The sequence below is a fragment of the Sphingomonas sp. genome, from assembly GCF_025362505.1.
Lineage (GTDB): Bacteria > Pseudomonadota > Alphaproteobacteria > Sphingomonadales > Sphingomonadaceae > Sphingomicrobium.
The window spans coordinates 62,717-82,016 of the sequence record NZ_JANYGG010000135.1; the positions used below are offsets into that span (position 1 = coordinate 62,717).

19 protein-coding genes are annotated in these 19,300 nt (G+C 65.9%); 3 read left to right on the top strand and 16 right to left on the bottom strand.

Annotated features, from left to right (window positions below; translation table 11 throughout):
* Positions 1–13: 13 nt before the first annotated feature.
* From Q0R27_RS12915 to mmsB, 9 genes are all read right to left on the bottom strand, one after another.
* On the bottom strand, positions 14–988 hold the full coding sequence (locus Q0R27_RS12915; RefSeq protein WP_293945556.1) for a PhoH family protein: 975 nt from the start codon (positions 986–988) through the stop codon (positions 14–16).
* Between the two features lie 213 nt (positions 989–1,201).
* Positions 1,202–2,515: a tRNA (N6-isopentenyl adenosine(37)-C2)-methylthiotransferase MiaB gene (miaB, locus tag Q0R27_RS12920; RefSeq protein WP_293945497.1), complete on the bottom strand. Its 1,314-nt coding sequence runs from the start codon at positions 2,513–2,515 to the stop codon at positions 1,202–1,204.
* A gap of 9 nt (positions 2,516–2,524) precedes the next feature.
* Positions 2,525–3,256, bottom strand: a complete 732-nt coding sequence (locus tag Q0R27_RS12925; protein WP_293945499.1) for a lysophospholipid acyltransferase family protein — start codon at positions 3,254–3,256, stop codon at positions 2,525–2,527.
* Between the two features lie 4 nt (positions 3,257–3,260).
* Complete coding sequence (locus tag Q0R27_RS12930; RefSeq protein WP_293945502.1) at positions 3,261–3,683, bottom strand: Fur family transcriptional regulator; 423 nt, start codon at positions 3,681–3,683, stop codon at positions 3,261–3,263.
* Between the two features lie 77 nt (positions 3,684–3,760).
* Positions 3,761–4,207 carry a MucR family transcriptional regulator gene (locus Q0R27_RS12935; protein WP_293945506.1) on the bottom strand — a complete coding sequence of 149 codons (447 nt, stop codon included), beginning with the start codon at positions 4,205–4,207 and terminating at the stop codon, positions 3,761–3,763.
* A gap of 114 nt (positions 4,208–4,321) precedes the next feature.
* Complete coding sequence (locus tag Q0R27_RS12940; protein ID WP_293945508.1) at positions 4,322–4,819, bottom strand: GNAT family N-acetyltransferase; 498 nt, start codon at positions 4,817–4,819, stop codon at positions 4,322–4,324.
* A complete protein-coding gene (gene tsaB, locus Q0R27_RS12945; protein WP_293945511.1) occupies positions 4,816–5,454 on the bottom strand; it encodes a tRNA (adenosine(37)-N6)-threonylcarbamoyltransferase complex dimerization subunit type 1 TsaB in 639 nt (212 codons plus the stop codon). Before tsaB ends, Q0R27_RS12940 begins: the two co-directional genes overlap by 4 nt.
* Positions 5,455–5,528: 74 nt before the next feature.
* The gene (locus tag Q0R27_RS12950) at positions 5,529–6,116 is read right to left on the bottom strand and encodes a NifU family protein (protein WP_293945513.1); all 588 of its coding nucleotides are present in this window, start codon (positions 6,114–6,116) and stop codon (positions 5,529–5,531) included.
* Positions 6,117–6,147: 31 nt separating this feature from the next.
* Positions 6,148–7,056 carry a 3-hydroxyisobutyrate dehydrogenase gene (gene mmsB / locus Q0R27_RS12955; RefSeq protein ID WP_293945515.1) on the bottom strand — a complete coding sequence of 303 codons (909 nt, stop codon included), beginning with the start codon at positions 7,054–7,056 and terminating at the stop codon, positions 6,148–6,150.
* A 540-nt stretch (positions 7,057–7,596) separates the two neighbouring features.
* Between mmsB and Q0R27_RS12960 the strand changes: the two genes are divergently transcribed.
* Together Q0R27_RS12960 and Q0R27_RS12965 are read left to right on the top strand one after the other, a co-directional pair.
* Positions 7,597–8,304, top strand: coding sequence for a hypothetical protein (locus Q0R27_RS12960; RefSeq protein WP_293945517.1), 708 nt, complete (start codon positions 7,597–7,599; stop codon positions 8,302–8,304).
* Positions 8,305–8,568: 264 nt separating this feature from the next.
* Entirely contained in the window at positions 8,569–10,653 is a 2,085-nt protein-coding gene (locus tag Q0R27_RS12965) for a TonB-dependent receptor (RefSeq protein WP_293945519.1), read from the top strand.
* Positions 10,654–10,669: 16 nt separating this feature from the next.
* On the opposite strand, the gene Q0R27_RS12970 is transcribed toward Q0R27_RS12965, so the two are convergent.
* Genes Q0R27_RS12970 through cyoA form a run of 7 tightly spaced genes read right to left on the bottom strand, consistent with a single transcriptional unit; the run spans position 10,670 to position 17,441 of the window.
* The gene (locus Q0R27_RS12970; RefSeq protein WP_293945521.1) at positions 10,670–11,203 is read right to left on the bottom strand and encodes a response regulator transcription factor; all 534 of its coding nucleotides are present in this window, start codon (positions 11,201–11,203) and stop codon (positions 10,670–10,672) included.
* Positions 11,196–12,518 carry an ATP-binding protein gene (locus Q0R27_RS12975; RefSeq protein ID WP_293945523.1) on the bottom strand — a complete coding sequence of 441 codons (1,323 nt, stop codon included), beginning with the start codon at positions 12,516–12,518 and terminating at the stop codon, positions 11,196–11,198. Before Q0R27_RS12975 ends, Q0R27_RS12970 begins: the two co-directional genes overlap by 8 nt.
* Positions 12,518–13,222: an SURF1 family protein gene (locus Q0R27_RS12980; RefSeq protein WP_293945528.1), complete on the bottom strand. Its 705-nt coding sequence runs from the start codon at positions 13,220–13,222 to the stop codon at positions 12,518–12,520. Before Q0R27_RS12980 ends, Q0R27_RS12975 begins: the two co-directional genes overlap by 1 nt.
* The gene (gene cyoD, locus Q0R27_RS12985; protein ID WP_293945530.1) at positions 13,219–13,623 is read right to left on the bottom strand and encodes a cytochrome o ubiquinol oxidase subunit IV; all 405 of its coding nucleotides are present in this window, start codon (positions 13,621–13,623) and stop codon (positions 13,219–13,221) included. Before cyoD ends, Q0R27_RS12980 begins: the two co-directional genes overlap by 4 nt.
* Positions 13,620–14,279 carry a cytochrome o ubiquinol oxidase subunit III gene (gene cyoC, locus Q0R27_RS12990; RefSeq protein ID WP_293945532.1) on the bottom strand — a complete coding sequence of 220 codons (660 nt, stop codon included), beginning with the start codon at positions 14,277–14,279 and terminating at the stop codon, positions 13,620–13,622. Before cyoC ends, cyoD begins: the two co-directional genes overlap by 4 nt.
* On the bottom strand, positions 14,276–16,279 hold the full coding sequence (gene cyoB / locus Q0R27_RS12995; RefSeq protein WP_293945536.1) for a cytochrome o ubiquinol oxidase subunit I: 2,004 nt from the start codon (positions 16,277–16,279) through the stop codon (positions 14,276–14,278). The genes cyoC and cyoB overlap by 4 nt, the downstream gene beginning before the upstream one ends.
* Positions 16,280–16,295: 16 nt before the next feature.
* Positions 16,296–17,441, bottom strand: a complete 1,146-nt coding sequence (gene cyoA / locus Q0R27_RS13000; RefSeq protein ID WP_293945541.1) for a ubiquinol oxidase subunit II — start codon at positions 17,439–17,441, stop codon at positions 16,296–16,298.
* Positions 17,442–17,556: 115 nt separating this feature from the next.
* Here cyoA and Q0R27_RS13005 point away from each other — a divergent pair, with 115 nt between their 5' ends.
* Positions 17,557–18,918 carry an MFS transporter gene (locus tag Q0R27_RS13005; RefSeq protein WP_293945543.1) on the top strand — a complete coding sequence of 454 codons (1,362 nt, stop codon included), beginning with the start codon at positions 17,557–17,559 and terminating at the stop codon, positions 18,916–18,918.
* Positions 18,919–19,300: the final 382 nt, after the last annotated feature.

Consider the following 19,300-nt stretch of genomic DNA (forward strand, 5'->3'; position numbering starts at 1 on the left):
GCGATGCCCAGCATCACGCGCCGGGTCCTTCATAGGCTTCGACGATCTTGCCGACGAGCGGGTGGCGGACGACGTCTTTCGCCGAGAAGCGGATCATCGACAGCTTGTCGATCCCTTCCAGTTTCGAGACCGCGTCGTTGAGCCCCGATTCGACGCCGCGCGGCAAGTCGGTCTGGTTGGGATCGCCGCAGATCACCATCCGGCTACGCATGCCGAAGCGGGTGAGGCACATCTTCATCTGCGGCGCGGTGGTGTTCTGCGCCTCGTCGAGGATGATGAATGCGTCGCTCAATGTACGACCGCGCATGAAGGCGATCGGGGCGATCTCGATCTCGCCCGACGCGATGCGCCGCTCGACCTGCTCGGTGGGCAACATGTCGTAGAGCGCGTCGTAGAGCGGGCGCAGGTAAGGGTCGACCTTCTCCTTCATGTCGCCGGGAAGGAAGCCGAGGCGCTCGCCCGCCTCGACCGCGGGGCGCGACAGGATCAGCCGGTCGACCTGGCCCGAGATCAGCATCTGCACCGCCTGAGCGACCGCGAGATAGGTCTTGCCGGTGCCCGCCGGCCCGAGCGCGAAGATCATGTCGTCGCGGCCGAGCGCTTCCATATATTCGGTCTGCACGGCGGACCGGGGCACGATGGTCTTCTTACGCGTGCGGATCATCACCTTGGGCGCGTTGGCGACGTCGGCGGCGATGATCCCGTCGAGCGAAGGCTGGTTGGCCATGCCGATCACCGACTCGACCGCGGCGGCATCGACGTCCTGGCCCTTGTCGAGCCGGTCGTAGAGGCCGAGCAGCACTTCGCGGGCGCGGGCGGCGGCGTCGGGCTCGCCGTCGATCATCACGCGATTGCCGCGCGCGGAGATATTCACCCCGAGCCGCTGTTCGATCATCACGAGGTGGCGGTCGTAATCGCCGAACAACGGGCCGAGGAGGAAGGGCTGGTCGAAATCCAGCTCCATCCGCGCCCGACCGAAATTATCCATTTCAGTGGCGGACTGACTGGTCGCGGGGGAGAATTCGGGCTTGCGGGGAGCCATCAGGCGGGGTCTCGATTGCGCCTACCGGCCGAAAGGCCTTCAGGCGGCGCCTGCAGTTGAGCCAAGTGCGGTCGCCTTTCGGATGAGTGGATTCGCTGCCCCATGTCACGCCCAAGATAGAGGCGCGGCGGGGGGACGCAAGGCGCCGCTAAGAAAAGCTCAGGCTGCTTTGGTGGTCGCGAGGACGCCGCCGAGGCTGTTGGGGTGGGCGGTGGTGGTGACGACGTCGATCATGTCGCCGATGCTCGCGTCGGTCTCGACGAACACCGACTGGAGCCACGGGGTCTTGCCGATCATCTGGCCGGGGAGGCGGCCCTTGCGGTCGATGAGGATAGTGGTGGCCTTGCCGACCGTGGCGCGATTGAAGGCGAGGCTGTGTTCGGCAAGTCTGGCCTGGAGGCGCTGGAGGCGCTCGTCCATGACTTCCGCCGGAACTTGGTCGGGCATGGTCGCCGCCGGGGTGCCGGGGCGGGGGCTGTATTTGAACGAGTAAGCGGCGGCGTAGCGGACACCGTCGACAATCTCGAGCGTGGCCGCGAAGTCGTTCTCGGTCTCGCCGGGGAAGCCGACGATGAAGTCACCCGAAATGGCGATGTCGGGGCGCGCGGCGCGGACTTTCTCGATCGTGTGGAGGTAGGACGCCGCCGAGTGGCTGCGGTTCATCGCCTGCAGGATGCGGTCGCTTCCGGCCTGCACGGGGAGGTGGAGGTATGGCATCAGCTGAGGTATCTCGGCGTGCGCGGCGATCAGCGCGTCGGTCATGTCGGTCGGGTGCGACGTCATGTAGCGGATGCGCTCGATGCCATCGATCCGGGCGATGGCGCGGATCAAATGGTCGAGCCCGGCGCTTCCGTCCGACCACGCATTGACGTTCTGGCCGAGCAGGGTGATCTCGCGCGCGCCGCCTGTCGCCAGCGCATTGGCCTCGGCGACGATGTCGGCGGCGGGGCGCGAGACTTCGGCGCCGCGGGTGTAGGGCACGACACAGTAAGTGCAGAATTTGTCGCACCCTTCCTGCACGGTGAGGAAGGCCGACGGGCCGCTGCGGCGGCGGGCGGGGAGCACGTCGAACTTGCTGATCGCGGGCATGTCGGTGTCGACCGGGCGCGACCCGGCGGCGGCGGCGGCGACCATTTCGGGCAGCCTGTGATAGGCTTGCGGGCCGACGACCATGTCGATCATCTTGGTGCGGCGCTTGGCCTCCTCGCCCTCGGCCTGCGCGACGCAGCCGGCGAGCGCGATCAGCGGACGGCTGCCGTCCTTGCGGCGCAGGCGGCCGACGTCGGAGTAAGCGCGGTCGGCGGCTTTCTCGCGGATGTGGCAGGTGTTGAGCACGACGAGGTCGGCACTGGTGCTGTCGGGGGCGGGGGTCATGCCGTTGGCGCCGAGCAGTTCGGCCATGCGCTCGCCGTCATAGACATTCATCTGGCAGCCGAAGCTTTTGACGTGATAGGTTTTCGGGGGCGCGGTCATGCGGCGCGCCTATAGGCCAGGCGCGGCCGGGTTAGAACCCAGCGCGGCCTCGATCTCGGCGCGGGCGTCGCGGGCCATCGCCTTGCGGTCCTCGCCGGGCGGCAACGCGTCGAGCAGGCGGACGACGACCGCGAAGCTCCCGCGCCGACCGAGAATGCGCAGTGCATTCTCCTTGCCAGTCTCGGGATCGGCCCAGCCCATCTTTGCGCGCTCGTCGCCATAGTCGATCGCGACCGGGCGGACGCTGGTGCCGGGCGGCGCAGGCGCGACCGCCGCGAGCAGCGACGGGCGGAACGGCAGCATGGCGGTGCCGTCGGAGGTCGCGCCTTCGGGAAACAGCGCGAGCGGACGCGGATCGCGTAGCGCCGCGGCAACGTCGGCAGCCTGGTTGTGGACGCCGAGCCGGTCCTGGCGCTGGATGTAGATGGTGTCGTTCTGGTCGGCGAGCCAGCGCAGCAGCGGGTGGTCGCGAATCTCGGCCTTCGACACGAACCGCGTTCCCGTCGCGCCGGCGAGGACGAGGATGTCGAGCCAGCTGACGTGGTTGGCGATCACCAGGCTGTGCGCGTCGAGCGGCGTCCCGGTAGTGGTGACGCGCGCGCCGCAGATCCACCCGGCCGTGCCCAGAAAGCGGCGGGGGAGCGGCGAGCGGCCGAACAGCTTCGCGACCAGGTGAGGAGGAAGGCAGGCGAGCAACAACAGCAGCAATCCGGCGATCCGCATCACCGCGACCGCGCGCAATGGCTCAGTCCTTGCGGTCGACGGCGACGCCGTACAACTCCATGCGATGGTCGACGAGGCGGAAGCCGAGCTTCTCGGCGATACGCCGCTGGAGCGCCTCGAGTTCCTCGTCGACGAACTCGATGACCTTGCCGGTCTCGACGTCGATCAGATGATCATGATGTTCGTCCGACGCCGCTTCGTAGCGCGAGCGGCCGTCGCCGAATTCGTGGCGCTCGAGGATGCCGGCCTCCTCGAACAGGCGGACGGTGCGATAGACGGTGGCGATCGAAATGCGCGGATCGACCGCGGCGCAGCGCATGTGGAGCGCCTCGACATCGGGGTGATCGTCGGCTTCCGACAATACCCGCGCGACGACCCGCCGCTGGTCGGTGATACGCAACCCCTTGGTCGCGCACAGGGTCTCGATGTCGATGATGTGGGCCATCTTTAAAAAGCCTAAGCGAGGGCGATGTCCCGGTCAAAGCGAAATTCTCCCCAGGCGGACCCGGGGAGAATCGAAGTTTAGCGCGCCTTGGCGGGCGTCGGCTTGCCCGCCGGGGCGGTCTTGCGGCGCTTGGTGCCCAGACCGATCGACTTGGCCAGCGCGCGGCGCTGTTCGGCATAGTTGGGCGCGACCATCGGATAGTCGGCGTTGAGGCCCCACTTCTGGCGATACTGGTCAGGCGTCATCGAATAGTGGGTCATCAGGTGCCGCTTGAGCATCTTCAGCTTTTTGCCGTCCTCGAGGCAGACGATATAGTCCGGCTTGATCGACGAGCGGATCGGAACCTTGGGCTCGGGCTTGGCTTCGGGAACCGGGGTCGCCCCCGTCAGGCCAGCGAGCGCGCCGTGGACGTTGGAGATGAGTAGCGCCAAGTCGTTGACCGACACGCTATTGTTGCTGACGTGCGCCGCGACGATGTCGGCGGTCAGGGTGATCAGCGTGTCGTCGTTGGAATCCATGTCCATCTTTACTTCTTTCCGGGCTGACTAGAAATTCATCCTGCCTTTATCACGGCAGTCGAGAATCATAGTAATAGCGCGGTGAAGATATCGCAAGCCGCAAACAAGATTTGACGCAAGTTAACCTTGGTTTGGCTCGAGGACCAGCGTCAAGGCGTCGAACTGACTACCATCGGCGCCACGGTAATAGTGATGGCGGCGACCCGCGACCGCAAACCCGGTCGCCCGATACATGCCGGCCGCAAGATTTCCGTCGCGCACTTCGAGATGAAGCCGCCGGGCTCCGCACCCAGACGAATGAGCGATGAAATGATCGAGCAAGGCGCGGCCGATCCCGCTCCGTTGGAACCGCGGAGCGACACCAATCAACAACAGTTCGGCCTCGTCGGCAACGGTCCGGAGCAGTGAAAAGCCGCGCGCCTCGGCCGACGCCTGCTCGCGCGCCAGGGTCAGGACCACGCCCGACATCGGCATGATCCCGGCGCACTGCGAGCGGGTCCACGCTTCGCCATAATCTGGCGAGAATGCTCCGGCCATGATCGCCATTACCTCGTCGAGCTGATCTACCTCAGCCCGTTCGAACAGCAGCGTGGTGGGGCGGGGAGCGAGGCTGCTCATGCCGCTTTTGGCCGCGCGTCGGGCGATCGGATGTACTGTGGCTTTGCCGGCAAGGTGCGAAGCTCGGGTGGCAGACGCAACGCGTGGCGCGCGCTCGGGACGAGGTCGAGCGCTTCGCCGGATCCGCGCGCCTCAACCAGCGCAGCGGCCCCGCTGCCGACCGCGAGTCCGGCCGGAAATGCCGCGGCGGCATCGGCCGGGGCGAGGTTGGCGACCTCGCTCGTCGCGGCGAACGGGGCGCGGTCGAACGACTGGACAAACAGCTCGCCGTGGCCGCCAGCCAGCGCCGCGACGATCGGCTCATCGCCCGGCGCGGAGGCGGCGAGCAAGGCGAGGCTTGGCATTCCGTGGAGGATCGCATCCCAGCCGATGGCGAGGCCGTGGGCGGCGGCGAGAGCGACGCGCAGCCCGGTGAAGCTGCCCGGGCCGACCCCGACAAGTATGTCGTTCGGCGCTTCCCCGCCGGCGGCATCGGCCAGCAACTCCTCGATCATCGGCACTAGCCGTTCGGCATGGCCACGACCGATCACCTCGTCGCGCGCGCCGAGCAAGGTGCCGTCGTCGGCGAACAGGGCCGCGGTACAGGCCGCCGTGCTACTGTCGAGCGCGAGGATCAGAGCGGTGCCTCCTGCCACATCGGGGCGGACAGATTGAGCCTGTGATTAACGAAGAGCAAGCCCGAAAAACCGGCGAAAACAAGCGCGCGCGGTCAGACCGCTTCGACGGTTTGGACCTCGGGCACATAATGTTTGATCAGCCCCTCGATACCCCGCTTGAGGGTAACCGCCGAGGACGGGCAGCCGGAGCAGGCGCCCTGCATCGCGAGGTAGAGTGTGCCGTGGGCATAGCCGCGATAGACGATGTCGCCGCCATCCTGCGCGACCGCCGGGCGGACTCGGGTTTCGATCAGTTCCTTGATCTGGTCGACGATGTCAGCGTCGGCGGGGTCTTCCTCGACCGCCATCGCGGCGCCGTCGTCATTGGGGTCGATCGCGATCCCGGCGGCGGTGCCCGGTGCGAACAGTGGCGCGTCGGTGACGAAATGGTCGAGCAGGATCGACAGGACGTCGGGCTCGAGCTCCTCCCATGCGGCCGCCGGTTTCGCGCTGACCGAGATGAAGTCGCGGCCGAAGAACACGCCGTCGACGTCGCCGGTGGCGAACAGCGCGTGGGCGAGCGGGCTCGCCTCGGCGGCGGACGCGGTCGGGAAATCGCGGCTGCCGGTCGCCATGACGGTGCGGCCGGGGAGGTATTTCCGGGTCAGCGGATTGGGCGTGGCTTCGGTCTCGATCAACATGAGCGTAATGTGGGCGTGGCGCTCCCGATGATCAAGCCTTGGTCTCGCCCGGCGCTTCCCAACTGTCGTCGATCATCTTGATCAGCGCGGAGAAATCCTTCCCCGCTCCGCCGCGATCGACGAAGCGCTGGAACAGCTCTTCCGCCTCGCCGCCCATCGGGGTGTAGGCGCCGGCTTCCCGGGCGGCTTCCATTGCCAGCTTGAGGTCCTTGAGCATTAGCGCGGCGGCGAACCCGCCTTCGTAATTGCGGTCGGCGGGGGTTTCGGGGCCGACCCCGGGGACCGGGCAATAGGTCGTCATCGACCAGCTCTGGCCCGAGGCTTTCGACGAGATGTCGTAAAAGGTCTGGAGGTCGAGACCGAGCTTTTGCGCGAGCACGAACGCCTCGCAGGTCGCCGCCATGGTCGCGCCGAGCAGCATGTTGTTGCAGATCTTCGCCGCCTGCCCGGCACCGGCGTCGCCGGCGTGGATCACCGCCTTGCCCATCTGCTCGAGAAAGGGCCGCGCCCGCTCGAACCCCTCGTCCGATCCGCCGACCATGAACGTCAGCGTGCCGCCGTCGGCCGCGGCGATCCCGCCCGAAACCGGGGCATCGACCATCGTGTAACCCGCGGCGCCGGCCTCTCCGGCGACGGTCCTGGCGGTGGCGACGTCGATCGTCGAGCAGTCGATCAGGAGGGCGGATTTCGGCGCGGCGGCGAACACCGATGCGCGATAGACCTCGGCGACATGGCGCCCGGCGGGGAGCATGGTGACGACCGCTTCGGCGTCGGCAAGCGCTTCGGCGGGCGAGGCGGCGCGGGTGCAGCCCTTGGCCTCGGCGCGGGCGAGCGCGTCGGCACTGAGGTCGAAGGCGCGCACCTCATGCCCCGCCTTCGCGAGGTTCGCGGCCATCCCGCCGCCCATGTTGCCCAGCCCGATGAATGCAACGCGTGCCACTCGACTCTCCCGACGATTTCGCCCTGTCCCTAGCGGCACAAAGTGCCCCCGCGCCAGCCCCCCCAATACTGCCCCCGGCCCCGCCAATCTTCCCAATGTTCGCACTGACGTGGGTTAATTTCGGGCGAAGCGGCGGGGCGCGCAACGGGTGTTTGGGCGGAACTCGCCCGGCGACTCGGGGCAAGAAGATGATGGCAGAAAGCGGGGGCTGTAGGACAGTGTTTTGTTGGGCGCGACGGACGGCGTGGCGCGCGAGGGGAGCGATGAGGTTGGTGGATTTAGTAAATTGTCGCCGTTATCCCATTGCCGAGCTGCGTGACGTGGTGAGGAATGCCGGGAATGACGATGCGAGCAAGGCGGGCCATCACGCACGCCTGGCAATTCGCTGAACGGCCGTCAATTAAGTGCACTGTCACCGTAATTTAATTGGTCACCGTAATTGACCGTAATTGAGCACGAGGACAACGGGATGATGGCCAACATCGTAGTGCTTTCGAAGTGAGGCGGCGCGCAGGTGCCCTTGCGATCGGACACTTGTTCGTGGCCGAGGCTACATCGGCCAAGGAACGGCCGGCGGTGGATTGCGCGTCGGATGTTTCGGATCAACAGGGCATTACCGGCTTCACTTCGCTGATTGACGGGCAACCGACCGATCCCAAGACGCCCACGCTCTCACTGTCCATGGCGCAGTCGCAGGGCCAGACGCTTGTGCAGCCGGTTCTGCAGCTTGCGCCGGGCAGCAGGAGGGGCTGGTGCGATGCCGTCATATCCGTTTCGCTGCCTGCCGTTCAGGCCAATGGCAGGGTAACGCTGTCGCAAAACGCCGGTGTGAGCTGGGAGCAGCGCTGGCAGGAAGACACCGGCAGATTGCCAACCGTTGCCACGCTGACATCTGTTGTCATCGACTATAGCGGACGTTCACCGGTGACCAGCATCAGCGCTACGGGCATCGTCGCCAAGACGTTCGGGCCGCTGGTCGGCTATTTCAATGGAACGCTTTCAACGCAATTCGGCAAAGGTGCCGATCACAGCCTGGTCCCATCGGTCGCAATTGGGGTGAAATGGCCGCCCCGAGGCAATCATGCCGTTGTGGCCGACGTCGTCTTCGCAAAAGGTGCGCCCGACGTGGCGGAATTGTCTTATCAGTTCGAAGGTCCATTCGATCTGGGGATTGGGCCCGGCGTTGCAATGACGCTTGACGGTCGCCGAAGTGTTACCGCCGGGATCGTGATCCAGAAGGAATTCTGATGCCTTGGATTACCTTGGATTACTGATTACGGTGACAGTGCACTTAATTCTCCATTGGGCGCGGCACTCGCTTGACTGGTCTCGGGTTGCGGCCCAATTACGCTTCCATCTTATCGAGAAAATCGCTCGCGCCAAGCGGTTGGCCGAAGCGTTCGGTTGGGCGCGGCGCTTGCGATTGCGCCTCATTTTCGCCACGGCGCACCAGCGACGACGCGGGCCTCGCTGTGGGGCTCGCACGGCCTTTTCGATGAGTCTGTATTTCCAATGATGTTCGCCGTTCGTGCAACCGTCCTGAGTGCCGCCCTGCTGTCGAGCGCCGCGCCTTTGCTCGCGGACACGCCGCTGCGCGCGGATACTCCGCTGCTCAATGACCCGATCATCGTCACCGGTCGCGGCCTCTCTGCGTCCAGGGCCGATGCCGCCTACGACGTCGTCACCATCGACCGCGCGCGGATCCTCCAGTCCGCCAGCGGGCGGCTCGAGGACGTGCTGCGCGATGTCGCGGGGGTGCAGGGTTTCCGCCGCTCGGACTCGCGCTCGGCCAACGCCACCAGCCAGTCGATCACGCTGCGCGGGCTCGGCGGCAACGCCTCCAGCCGGGCGCTGCTCGTCCTCGACGGCGTCCCGCAGGCCGACCCGTTCGGCGGCTGGATCAGCTTCCCGGCCCATGCCACCGACCGCCTCGGCCAGGTCCGCGTGACGCGCGGCGGGGGCAGCGGGCTGTGGGGGCCGGGCGCGCTGGGGGGAACGGTCGAGCTCGAGAGCGCCATTCCCGGCGAGCTCGACCCGTTCAACGCCCACCTTGCGATCGGCAGCCGAAATTCGAAAGATGCGCGCGGCGCGCTGACGGTTAAGGGGCGATCGGGTTTCATTACCGTCTCGGGGGCCTATGCGCAGGGTGACGGCTTCATCCCGATCGTCGCGGAACGGCGCGGCCCGGTCGACCATGCCGCCCCCTATCGCCAATTTTCGGGCGCGGTCCGGGCAGTGACCGCGATCGGCGCATCGACCGAGCTGCAAGCCAATTTTTCGGCGTTCGACGACCGCCGCAATCGCGGGACCGACAATAGCGACAATCGCGGGCGCGGAGTCGATGGTTCGCTGCGCCTGGTCGGCAAGGGTGCGCTGCGCTGGTCGCTGCTCGGCTATGGCCAGAAGCGCCGGTTCGCCAGCCAGTCGGCCGCGATCAATGCCGCGCGAACGACGTCGACCCTGACGCTCGATCAATACGCCGTCCCCTCGACCGGCTGGGGAGCGCGCGCCGACATCGTTCCGCTGAACGGCGACATCGAGCTGCGGCTGGGCGCCGACCTGCGCGCGGTCCACGGCGAAACGCGCGAAAATTATCTGTTTGTCGCGGGATCGGCGACTCGCCGCCGCGTTGCCGGTGGCCGCTCGGTCACGATGGGCGGCTTTGCCGACGCCACCTTCACGCGGGGCGCGCTGACCGCCAACCTTTCGGGCCGCATCGATCACTGGTCGATCAGCGATGGTCGGCTGTTCGAACAGACGCTGGCGGGGACGACGCTCACCAATACCGCCTTCGCCGACCGCGACGGGTGGCAGCCGACCGGCCGCGCCGCGCTCGCGGTTCGTGCTGGCAGCGGGCTGACCGTGCGCGCCGCCGCCTATCGCGGGTGGCGCCTGCCGACACTCAACGAGCTCTACCGCCCGTTCCGCGTCGGCGCCGACGCCACGGCGGCGAATGCCGTGCTCAAACCGGAGACGCTGAGCGGGGCAGAAGCGGGCATCGACTGGGCAGTGGCACCGGGCGCCAAGGCGACGGTAACGCTGTTCACCGGCCGGCTGCACGACGCGATCGCCAATGTCACCATTGCCCGCGGGCCGGGCGTGTTCCCCGGGGTCGGCTTCGTCAGCGCGGCGGGCAGCTATCGCCGGCGCGAGAACCTCGACGCCATCACAACGCGCGGTGCCGAGTTCGGGTTCGACCTTCAGCACCGGGCGTTCGACGTCCACCTGTCCTACAGTGTCGTCGATGCGCGGGTGCAGGACAATGGCGCGGGCAGCGCACTTGACGGCCTTCGCCCCGCGCAAACTCCCGAGCAACAGGCCTCGGCAACGGTCGGCTGGACGTCGCCCCATGAGCAGCGCCTGTCGCTCACCGGTCGCGAAATATCGCGCCAGTGTGAGGATGATCTCAATCGGCGCTCGTTGAAGCCAGCGTTCACCGTCGACGCCACCGCCTCGACGCCGATCGGCCGCCACTTCGTCATCGGCCTGCGCGGCGAAAACCTGTTCGACAAGCGGGTCGAAGCGGCAATCGCCAGCGACGGTACCGTCGAACGCGCGCTGCCGCGCACGCTGTGGCTGGAGGTGACGGTGAAGTGAGGTTTTACACCCCCGGTTAGCGCAGCGGGCGTTTTTCCAGCTTTCGCGCAAGCGTGCGGCGGTGCATTCCCAGTCGCCGAGCCGTCTCGGAAATATTGAAGTCGGTTTCGACGAGCATTTCGTTGATCCGTTCCCATTCGAGCGTCTTGATCGAGGTTGGGCGTCCATCGATCGGCGAGTCCGGATCGCCGATCGATCGTGCGAACGCCGCCTCGATATCGTCGGTGTTCGACGGTTTTGCGAGATAGTGGCAGGCGCCGAGCTTGATCGCCTCGACCGCTGTCGCGATGCTGGCGAACCCGGTCAGGACGACAATCAGCGTGGCCGGGTCGGCGGCGTGGAGGCTGGCGATACAGGCGAGGCCCGAGCTTCCGCCAAGCTTGAGGTCGACGACCGCGAAGCCGAACGCTTCGAGCTTGAGGAGCGCGTCGAGTTCATCTGCGCCGCCGACATGATGAGCGATATAGCCGCGCCGCTCGAACGACCGTTGCAGCGTTCGAGCGAAGACGATGTCGTCCTCGACGATGACCAGGCGGCGCGGCTCATCCACGGGTTTGCTCGACCTGCCGTTGCACCGCGAGCGGCAGGAGCAGCCGGACATTTGCTCCCCCGCCGTCGCGGTTGCGCGCTTCGAGCCGGCCGCCGAGCCGGCGCGCGACGTTGACCGCGAGGAACAGGCCGACGCCGTGGCCGGCGCCCTTGGTCGATCGATAAGGCTCGCCAATCGATGCGAGCTGGTCGGCGCTGAAACCCGGACCACGATCGGACACGCTGACCTGAAGGTCATTGCCGAGGGCGATGACCTCGACCGCGACATGGTCAGGCGATGCTTCGGCGGCATTGTCGAGCAGGTTCCACAGCGCCTGGCGCAGCGCGGGATCGGCGATGAGTTCCTGCTCCTCGCCAGTGTCGCACTGGAATGTCAGGGGCGTCGACGGATGCGTCGGTGCCCAGTCGTCGACAATGGCGGCGAGGAAAGCGCGGGCGGGGATCCGGGCCAGTTCCTCGTCGCGCGGCTCGCCGGCCGAGTGGAGAATGTCGGTTACGATCCCCTTGCAGCGTTCGACCTCGGCCAGCATTACCTCGACCTCGCCGGCAAGGTCGGCATCGGCGCTGAGTTTGGGATCGCGCCGCCAGTCGCCGAGGATGACCGACAGCGTCGCCAGCGGGGTGCCAAGCTCGTGCGCGGCACCCGACGCGAACAGCCCCATGCGGACGATCGCGTCTTCTTCCGCCGCGCGGGTGCGAAGTTCGGCGAGGTACGCATTTCGGGCGCGGAGGTTGTGGCTGATTCGGCCGATGAACAGCACCAGCAGCACCGCCGCCAGCACAAAACCGAGCCAGGCGCCAAACGTGTACAGGGCGGCGGTGCGATGGGCGAGGCCGAGCGGAAACAGCAGCGGCCGATGCTGGATGCTGAGACCGGCATAACACAGCGTGGCGGTCGCCATGAACAGCCACACCGCGCTGCCCTCGAGCAGGATCGCGCCGAGCACGACCTGCATCAGGAGCAGCAGGATGAACGGGTTGTTGGCTCCGCCGCTCAGATAAAGCTGCGCGGTCAGCGTCGCCATGTCGAGCAGCAGCGCAAGACAGAGTTCGATCTGGCTCGCCGGGAACCGCGGGGTGATGCGCGTAATCGCGAAGTTGGCGAGGCCGAGCAGGCCGACCAGTCCGAGCATCAGGGCAAGCGGGAGCCCGATGCCGAGGCCGAAATGCACCCCGAGGATGGTGACGAGCTGCCCGGCGACGGCGAGCCAACGAAGCTGGACCAGCTGACGCATATTTTCGGCATAGCTGTCAGGTGTCTCGCGGAGCGTCGGTCCGCTCGGTTGCCGGGTGAGGGCAAGCAGCGGGGTGTCCATCAGCGGCGGCTCCATACGAGCCACGCGCCCCAGGCCGACAGGCAGGCCAGCGCGAACCAGGTCAGCGCATAGACGAGGTGGGAATTGTGGAAGGTGACGACGGTGAGCCCCCCGACCGGCCAGCCGCCGGGGTTGGGCATTGCATCCGCGTCGATGAAATAGGGCGCTGCGTTCGTGATGCCGCGGGCCCGGGCGATCGCCGCGACATCGCGCGAATACCATTGGCCGGCCTTTGGATCGTTGCTGCGCAGGAACCCGCCGCCGGGTTCGGTGACCCTGAGCAGCCCGGTGATGGCGACGGGTCCCGTGACCTGTCCGGCGCGGCGGGTGGCGGTCGCGCGACGCTCGGTCGGGACGAACCCGCGATTGACGAGGATGGTGCCGGCGCTGGTGACGAGCGGGGTGATGATCCAGTAACCGGGACCGCGCTCGGTCACCGCCTGGACCAGTGTCTCCGCATCATGGCGAAAGCCACCGCGCGTGATGACCTTGCGATATTCGTCATGCTCGCGCGTGATTTTGGGCCACGTCGATGGGCCGGGTGCCACGGTCGGCGGCGCGTGAAGCCGCTGCTCGACCCGCGCGATCAGCGCCAGCTTCCACACCCGCCGTTCAACCTGCCAGACTCCAAGCGCGGTGAAGATCAGCGCGGCGATCAGCGCGAAGGCAAGCAGCAGGGCGCGCTTCGCGCCGCTTGTGCTCACCGGAGCTCGCCACTCCCGGCCGCATCCATCGGCATCATGTTCGAATTGAGGTGGTACATGATCCACAGCGAACCGGCGATCGTGATCAGCAGGATGACCGACGTGAAGATCAGCGCGATCATCGTCCAACCACCCTCGGCACGGCGATTGACGTGGAGGAAGCAGCTGGTGTGGACGAGGATCTGCACGACCGCGAGCGCGATCACGGCGTAGCCGGTCGCCTGCGCGTCAATCGCGCCGGTCATGACCAGCCAGAAGGGGATCGCGGTCAGCACCGCCGACAGCGCGAAGCCGATCAGGTAGGTCTGGCGCGAACCGTGGCTGTGCGCCGGGGCAGCGAGATCGTGCCGATGATCGGCGCGGTTGGCAGGGGCGCTGGTCGTGACGTCGGGCGCGCTCATCGGATCATCCCCAGCAGGTAGACGAAGGTGAAGACGCCGATCCAGATGACGTCGAGGAAATGCCAGAACAGGCTGAGGCACATCAGTCGGCGCTGGTTCTCGCCGGTCAGCCCGCGCTGCCCGACCTGAACCAGCATCACCGCGATCCACACCAGCCCGAAGGTAACGTGCAAGCCGTGGGTGCCGACCAGGGTGAAGAAGGCCGACAGGAAAGCCGATCGTTGCGGGGTCGCGCCCTCGGCGATGAGGTGGCCGAACTCGTACAGTTCGATCGCGACGAAGCTGGCGCCGAACAGCGCGGTGACGACCAGCCACGCCTGAGTGGCGCGGACCTTTTTCTGGTCCATCGCCAGCATCGAGAAGCCGAAGGTGATCGACGAGATGAGCAGGAACGCGGTGTTGAGTGCGACCAGCGAGAGGTCGAATATATCCTTCGGCGCGGGGCCGCCGGCGTAATTCTGCCTCAGCACCCCGAATGTCGCGAACAGCGTCGCGAAGATGAGCGCGTCGCTCATCAGGTAAATCCAGAAGCCGAGCAGCGTGGCCTCGCCCGGCTGGTGTTCGTGCTCCTCGCCGGGCGCGTGGTGGAACTGCCGCACAGGCGCTGCGGCGGACGCCGGAGCGATGGCGGGGATGGGGGCGGTCAAGTCGTTCATGCGGTTGCTCCCGCAAGCCGCTCAGCGCGCGCCGTTTCGATCCGGGCGACCTCCTCGGCGGGGATGAAATAGTCGCGGTCGCGGTTGAAGCTATGGCCGATCGCGACCAACAGGATCCCGACAAAGCCGAGTGCGGCGAGCCACCACATGTACCACACCATCCCGAAGCCCATCACCAGCGCAAGGAAGCTGATGATTACCCCCGCACCGGTGTTGCGCGGCATGTGGATCGGGCGATAGTTCTCGGCCGGCCGCTCATAGCCGCGGCACTTCATGTCGTACCAGGTGTCGAGGTCGTGGACGACCGGCGTGAAGGCGAAGTTGTAGGCCGGCGGCGGCGAGCTGGTCGACCATTCGAGCGTGCGACCGTTCCACGGGTCGCCGGTCGTGTCGCGCAGCTGGTCGCGGCGGATGATGCCGACGATGATCGACAAGACGAAGCCGATGATCCCGACGAGGATGATCAGCGCGCCGATCGCGGCGATGATGAAATAGGGCTGCATCGCCGGATCGTCGAAGTGACGGAGGCGGCGGGTCGCGCCCATCAGCCCGACGATGTAGATCGGTGTCCACGCGACCCAATAGCCGATCGTCCAGCCCCAGAAGTGCACGTTGCCCCAGAATCTGTCGAGCTTGAAGCCGAACGCCTTGGGGAACCAGTAATCGATCCCGGCGAACAGCCCGAACACCACGCCGCCGATGATGACGTTGTGGAAGTGGGCGACGAGGAACAGCGAGTTGTGGAGGACGAAGTCGGCCGGCGGAACCGCTAGCAGCACCCCGGTCATCCCGCCGACGACGAACGTCAGCATGAAGGCGATGACCCAGCGCATCGGCAGTTCGAACCGGATTCGCCCGCGGTACATGGTGAACAGCCAGTTGAAGATCTTCGCCCCGGTCGGGATCGCGATAACCATCGTCGCGATGCCGAAGAAGCTGTTGACGCTGGCTCCCGACCCCATCGTGAAGAAATGGTGGAGCCAGACGAGGTAGGCCAGGATCGTGATGACCACGGTCGCGTAGACCATCGACGAATAGCCGAACAACCGCTTGCCAGAGAAAGTGGAGGTCACCTCGGAATAGATGCCGAAGACCGGCAGGACGAGGACATAGACCTCCGGATGGCCCCAGATCCAGACGAGGTTCCAGTACATCATCGGGTTGCCACCAAGGTCGTTGGTAAAGAAGTTGGTGCCGACGTAGCGGTCGAGCAGCAGCATCAGGAAGGCGCCGGTCAGCACCGGGAAGATCGCGATCGCCAGCACGTTGCTGCACAGCGCGGTCCAGCAGAACACCGGCATCTTCATCATCGTCATGCCCGGCGCGCGCATCTTGATGATCGTGGTCACCATGTTGATCGCCGACAGCGTCGTTCCTACCCCGGCGATCTGGAGCGACCACAGATAATAGTCGACCCCGGTATCGGGGCTGTTCTGGAGGTTGCCGACGGGGACGTAGCCCAGCCAGCCGGTGCGCGCGAACTCGCCGACGAACAGCGACACCATCGTGAGCATCGCGCCCGCCACGGTCAGCCAGAAGCTCAGATTATTGAGGTAAGGGAAAGCGACGTCGCGCGCGCCGATCTGCAGCGGCATGACGAAATTGACCAGGCCGACGATCAGCGGGATCGCGACGAAGAAGATCATGATCGTCCCGTGGACGGTGAACAGCTGATCGTAGTGGTGGGCGTTGAGGTAACCCTGGTTGGCGCCGAACGCCATTGCCTGCTGGGCGCGCATCATCAGCGCGTCGGCGAACCCTCGCAGCAGCATGACGACGCCCAGGATGATGTACATGATGCCGATCTTCTTGTGATCGACGGTGGTGAACCATTCGCGCCACAGCCAGCCCCACAATTTGTAGCGGGTCACCGCGGCGACCACGCCCCCGCCGATCAATGCGACGACCGCGAAGGTGATCATCAGGATCGGTTCGTGGATCGGGAACGACTCGAAGGTGAGCCGGCCGAAGATCGTCTTGAGAAGGGCGGGATCGAACATGGGTGCTCCGGCGGCTCTAGCCGCGCGCCGTGCCGGAATCGCCCGGCAGGGCAAGGGGATTGATCATCGACATGGTGCGGTTGCGCTTGTCGCCCGATGCAGTTTGTCCGGGAGGCGGGCCGCCGGGCTTGGTGACATTGGGGCCTGAGCCCTTGTTCTGCGGCGCCAGGAAAATCGCGCCCTCGGCCTTGCCATTCTGCGGCATCGAGGCGTGGCCCTGGGCAATGCTCGCGGGCGATCCCGCGGCCTGGTCGCGGCGCATGACGTCGGTCATGCACGGCGTGCCGGGCTCGACGCAGCGTTGGAGGATGCGGCGGAACAGGTCAGGGTCGACCGTCGCGAAGTGGATCGGCGCGACCTTCTCGCTCGGCCGCACGAGGAGGCGATAGTTGGCCGTATTGAGCGGGAGTACTGTCCCCTTGACGCCCGCGACCCAGCGGTCGAAGTCAGCATTCGGCAGGCCACGCAGGCGGAACTTCATGTCCGAAAAACCCGCGCCGCTGTAATTGCCCGAAAAGCCCTTGTAGTCGCCCGGCTTGTTGAGCACCGCGTGCATCGTGCTGCGCATGCCGGGCATGGTGTAGATCATCCCCGCCAGCGTCGGCGCGTAAAAAGTGTTCATCATGTTGGTCGAGGTCAGGTCGAAGCGGACCGGGCGATCGACCGGAAGCGCCAACTCGTTGACCGTCGCGATGCCCTGCTCGGGATAGATGAACAGCCATTTCCAGTCGAGCGACACGACCTGGATGCGGAGCGGCTTGATCGCGGGATCGACCGGCCGCCCGGCGGATATGCGCTCGAGCGGACGAAACGGATCGAGCTTGTGCGTGCTCCACCAAGTCAATCCACCAAGCGCGATGATGATCAGCAGCGGCGCCGACCAGATGATGAGCTCGAGGCTGGTCGAATGGTCGAACTCGGGATCATAGGTCGCGTCGGTATTGCCGCTGCGATAACGCCAGGCGAACAATATGATCAGAACGATTACCGGAATGATGATCAGCAGCATCAGCGCGGTCGAGATGAAGATGATGTTGCGCTGCTGGAGCGCGACGTCGCCTGCTGGATTCAGCACAACCATGTTGCACCCCGCCAGCAAGGAGGCGGCGAACAGCGGTAATACCCTTGCGAGTTTCGATTGGACGGGAGCTGGTCGGTTCATGACGACGTCCCTTTAGCGCCCGCGGATGGGGGTTCCCATTGGACAGTTTGTCCTATGTGATTAGCGCGTGATTGGGTCCATAGGGTCCATTGAGCATTAGCGGAACCCCGGCCTTATGACTAACGCTGCCAACTCCACCGAGCTTGAGCGTGATGCGCGGCTGATCAGCGCCCACGACCACGACATTCGCCCGAGCGACATCGCGATCGGGGTGATCATCGGCCGGACCAGCGAGTTCTTCGACTTTTTCGTCTATGCGCTGGCGTCGGTACTGGTGTTCCCGAAGCTGATGTTTCCGTTCACCGACCCTTTGACCGGCACGCTCTATTCGTTCGGCCTGTTCGCGCTGGCCTTCATCGCGCGGCCGTTCGGAACATTGCTGTTCATGTGGATCGACCGCGAGCATGGCCGCGGGGTCAAGCTGACGATTGCGCTGTTCCTGCTGGGCGGGTCGACCATGGCGCTCGCCTTCCTGCCCGGATATGCCCAGATCGGCGCGGCCTCGATCGCGTTGCTGGCGCTGTTCCGGATCGGCCAGGGGGTTGCGCTGGGCGGTGCGTGGGACGGGCTGCCGACCTTGTTGTCGCTCAACGCCCCGCCCGAAAAGCGCGGCTGGTACTCGATGATCCCGCAGCTCGGGGCGCCGCTCGGCCTGATGGTCGCGCTGGCGCTATTCGCCTTCTTCCTGGCGATGCTCTCGCCCGAGGATTTCCTGTCGTGGGGCTGGCGCTACCCGTTCTTCGTCGCCTTCGCGATCAACGTCGTTGCGCTGTTCGCCCGGCTTCGCTTGGTCGCGACCCCGGAATTCGAGCGGTTGTTCGAAAATCGCGAGCTCCAGCCGGCACCGGCGTTCGAGACGTTGCGTCTCGAATGGCGCACAATCCTGCTCGGCGCCTTCGCCCCGCTGGCGAGCTTCGCGCTATTCCACCTGGTGACCGTGTTCCCGCTGTCGTGGGTGTCGTTGTTCACCGGCGAACCGCCACTGCGCTTCCTGATCATCGAGCTCGTCGGATCGGTCGTGTTCGTCGTCGCGATCCTCGCCTCCGGGCTGATCGCCGACCGCGTCGGCCGTCGCTCGGTGCTCGGCGTGTCGGCGGCGCTGATCGCGGTCTACAGCGGGTTCGCGCCGCAACTCCTCGGGGCGGGCGGGATCGGCGAAACGATCTACATGATCGTCGGTTTCGCTCTTCTCGGCCTCGCCTTCGGTCAGTCGTCGGGCACGGTCAACGGCAACTTCCCGACCTATCGCCGCTACACCGGCGCGGCGATCGTCGCCAATTCGGCGTGGTTCCTCGGTGCCGGCTTCGCGCCCCTGGTCGCGCTGTTCCTTGCCAGCCGGTTCGGGCTGTGGTCGGTCGGCGCCTACCTCCTGTCCGGCGCGCTGTGCACCCTGGTCGCGCTCGGCATCAACAAGGAGTGGGCCGCCGCGCTGCACCCATCCGACCGCGCCGCCGACAGCACGGCGGTCTCCCGCTAGCGAGAGGCGCGAACCGGAAGCGCAGCGAAAGACGCTGTCGTCACGCCGCAACCCGCGCCAGCGACACGTTGATGTGGATGTCCAGAGCCCGTTTTACTTCCGGAACCTGTACCGTCAGCATTGATGCACTGATGGTGCTTTGACTTCATACTTTTCTGCGCTGGTTTAGCAACGATTGCACCACCGCCTTGCACAACACCACCGGTGGACGGATCCAGCCCAGACGGATCAGTGTTGTTTACCGGGTCCCCGTTTGCGTAACCGTAGATATTGAGCCCTTTTTCGTCATGATGCCGATTCAAGCGCCGAGCGGCCGGCTTGTGCCGACTGAGTGCGGCCAAGCGGCCGACGCGTTATGCGGCGGGTTCATCTCGCGATTCCA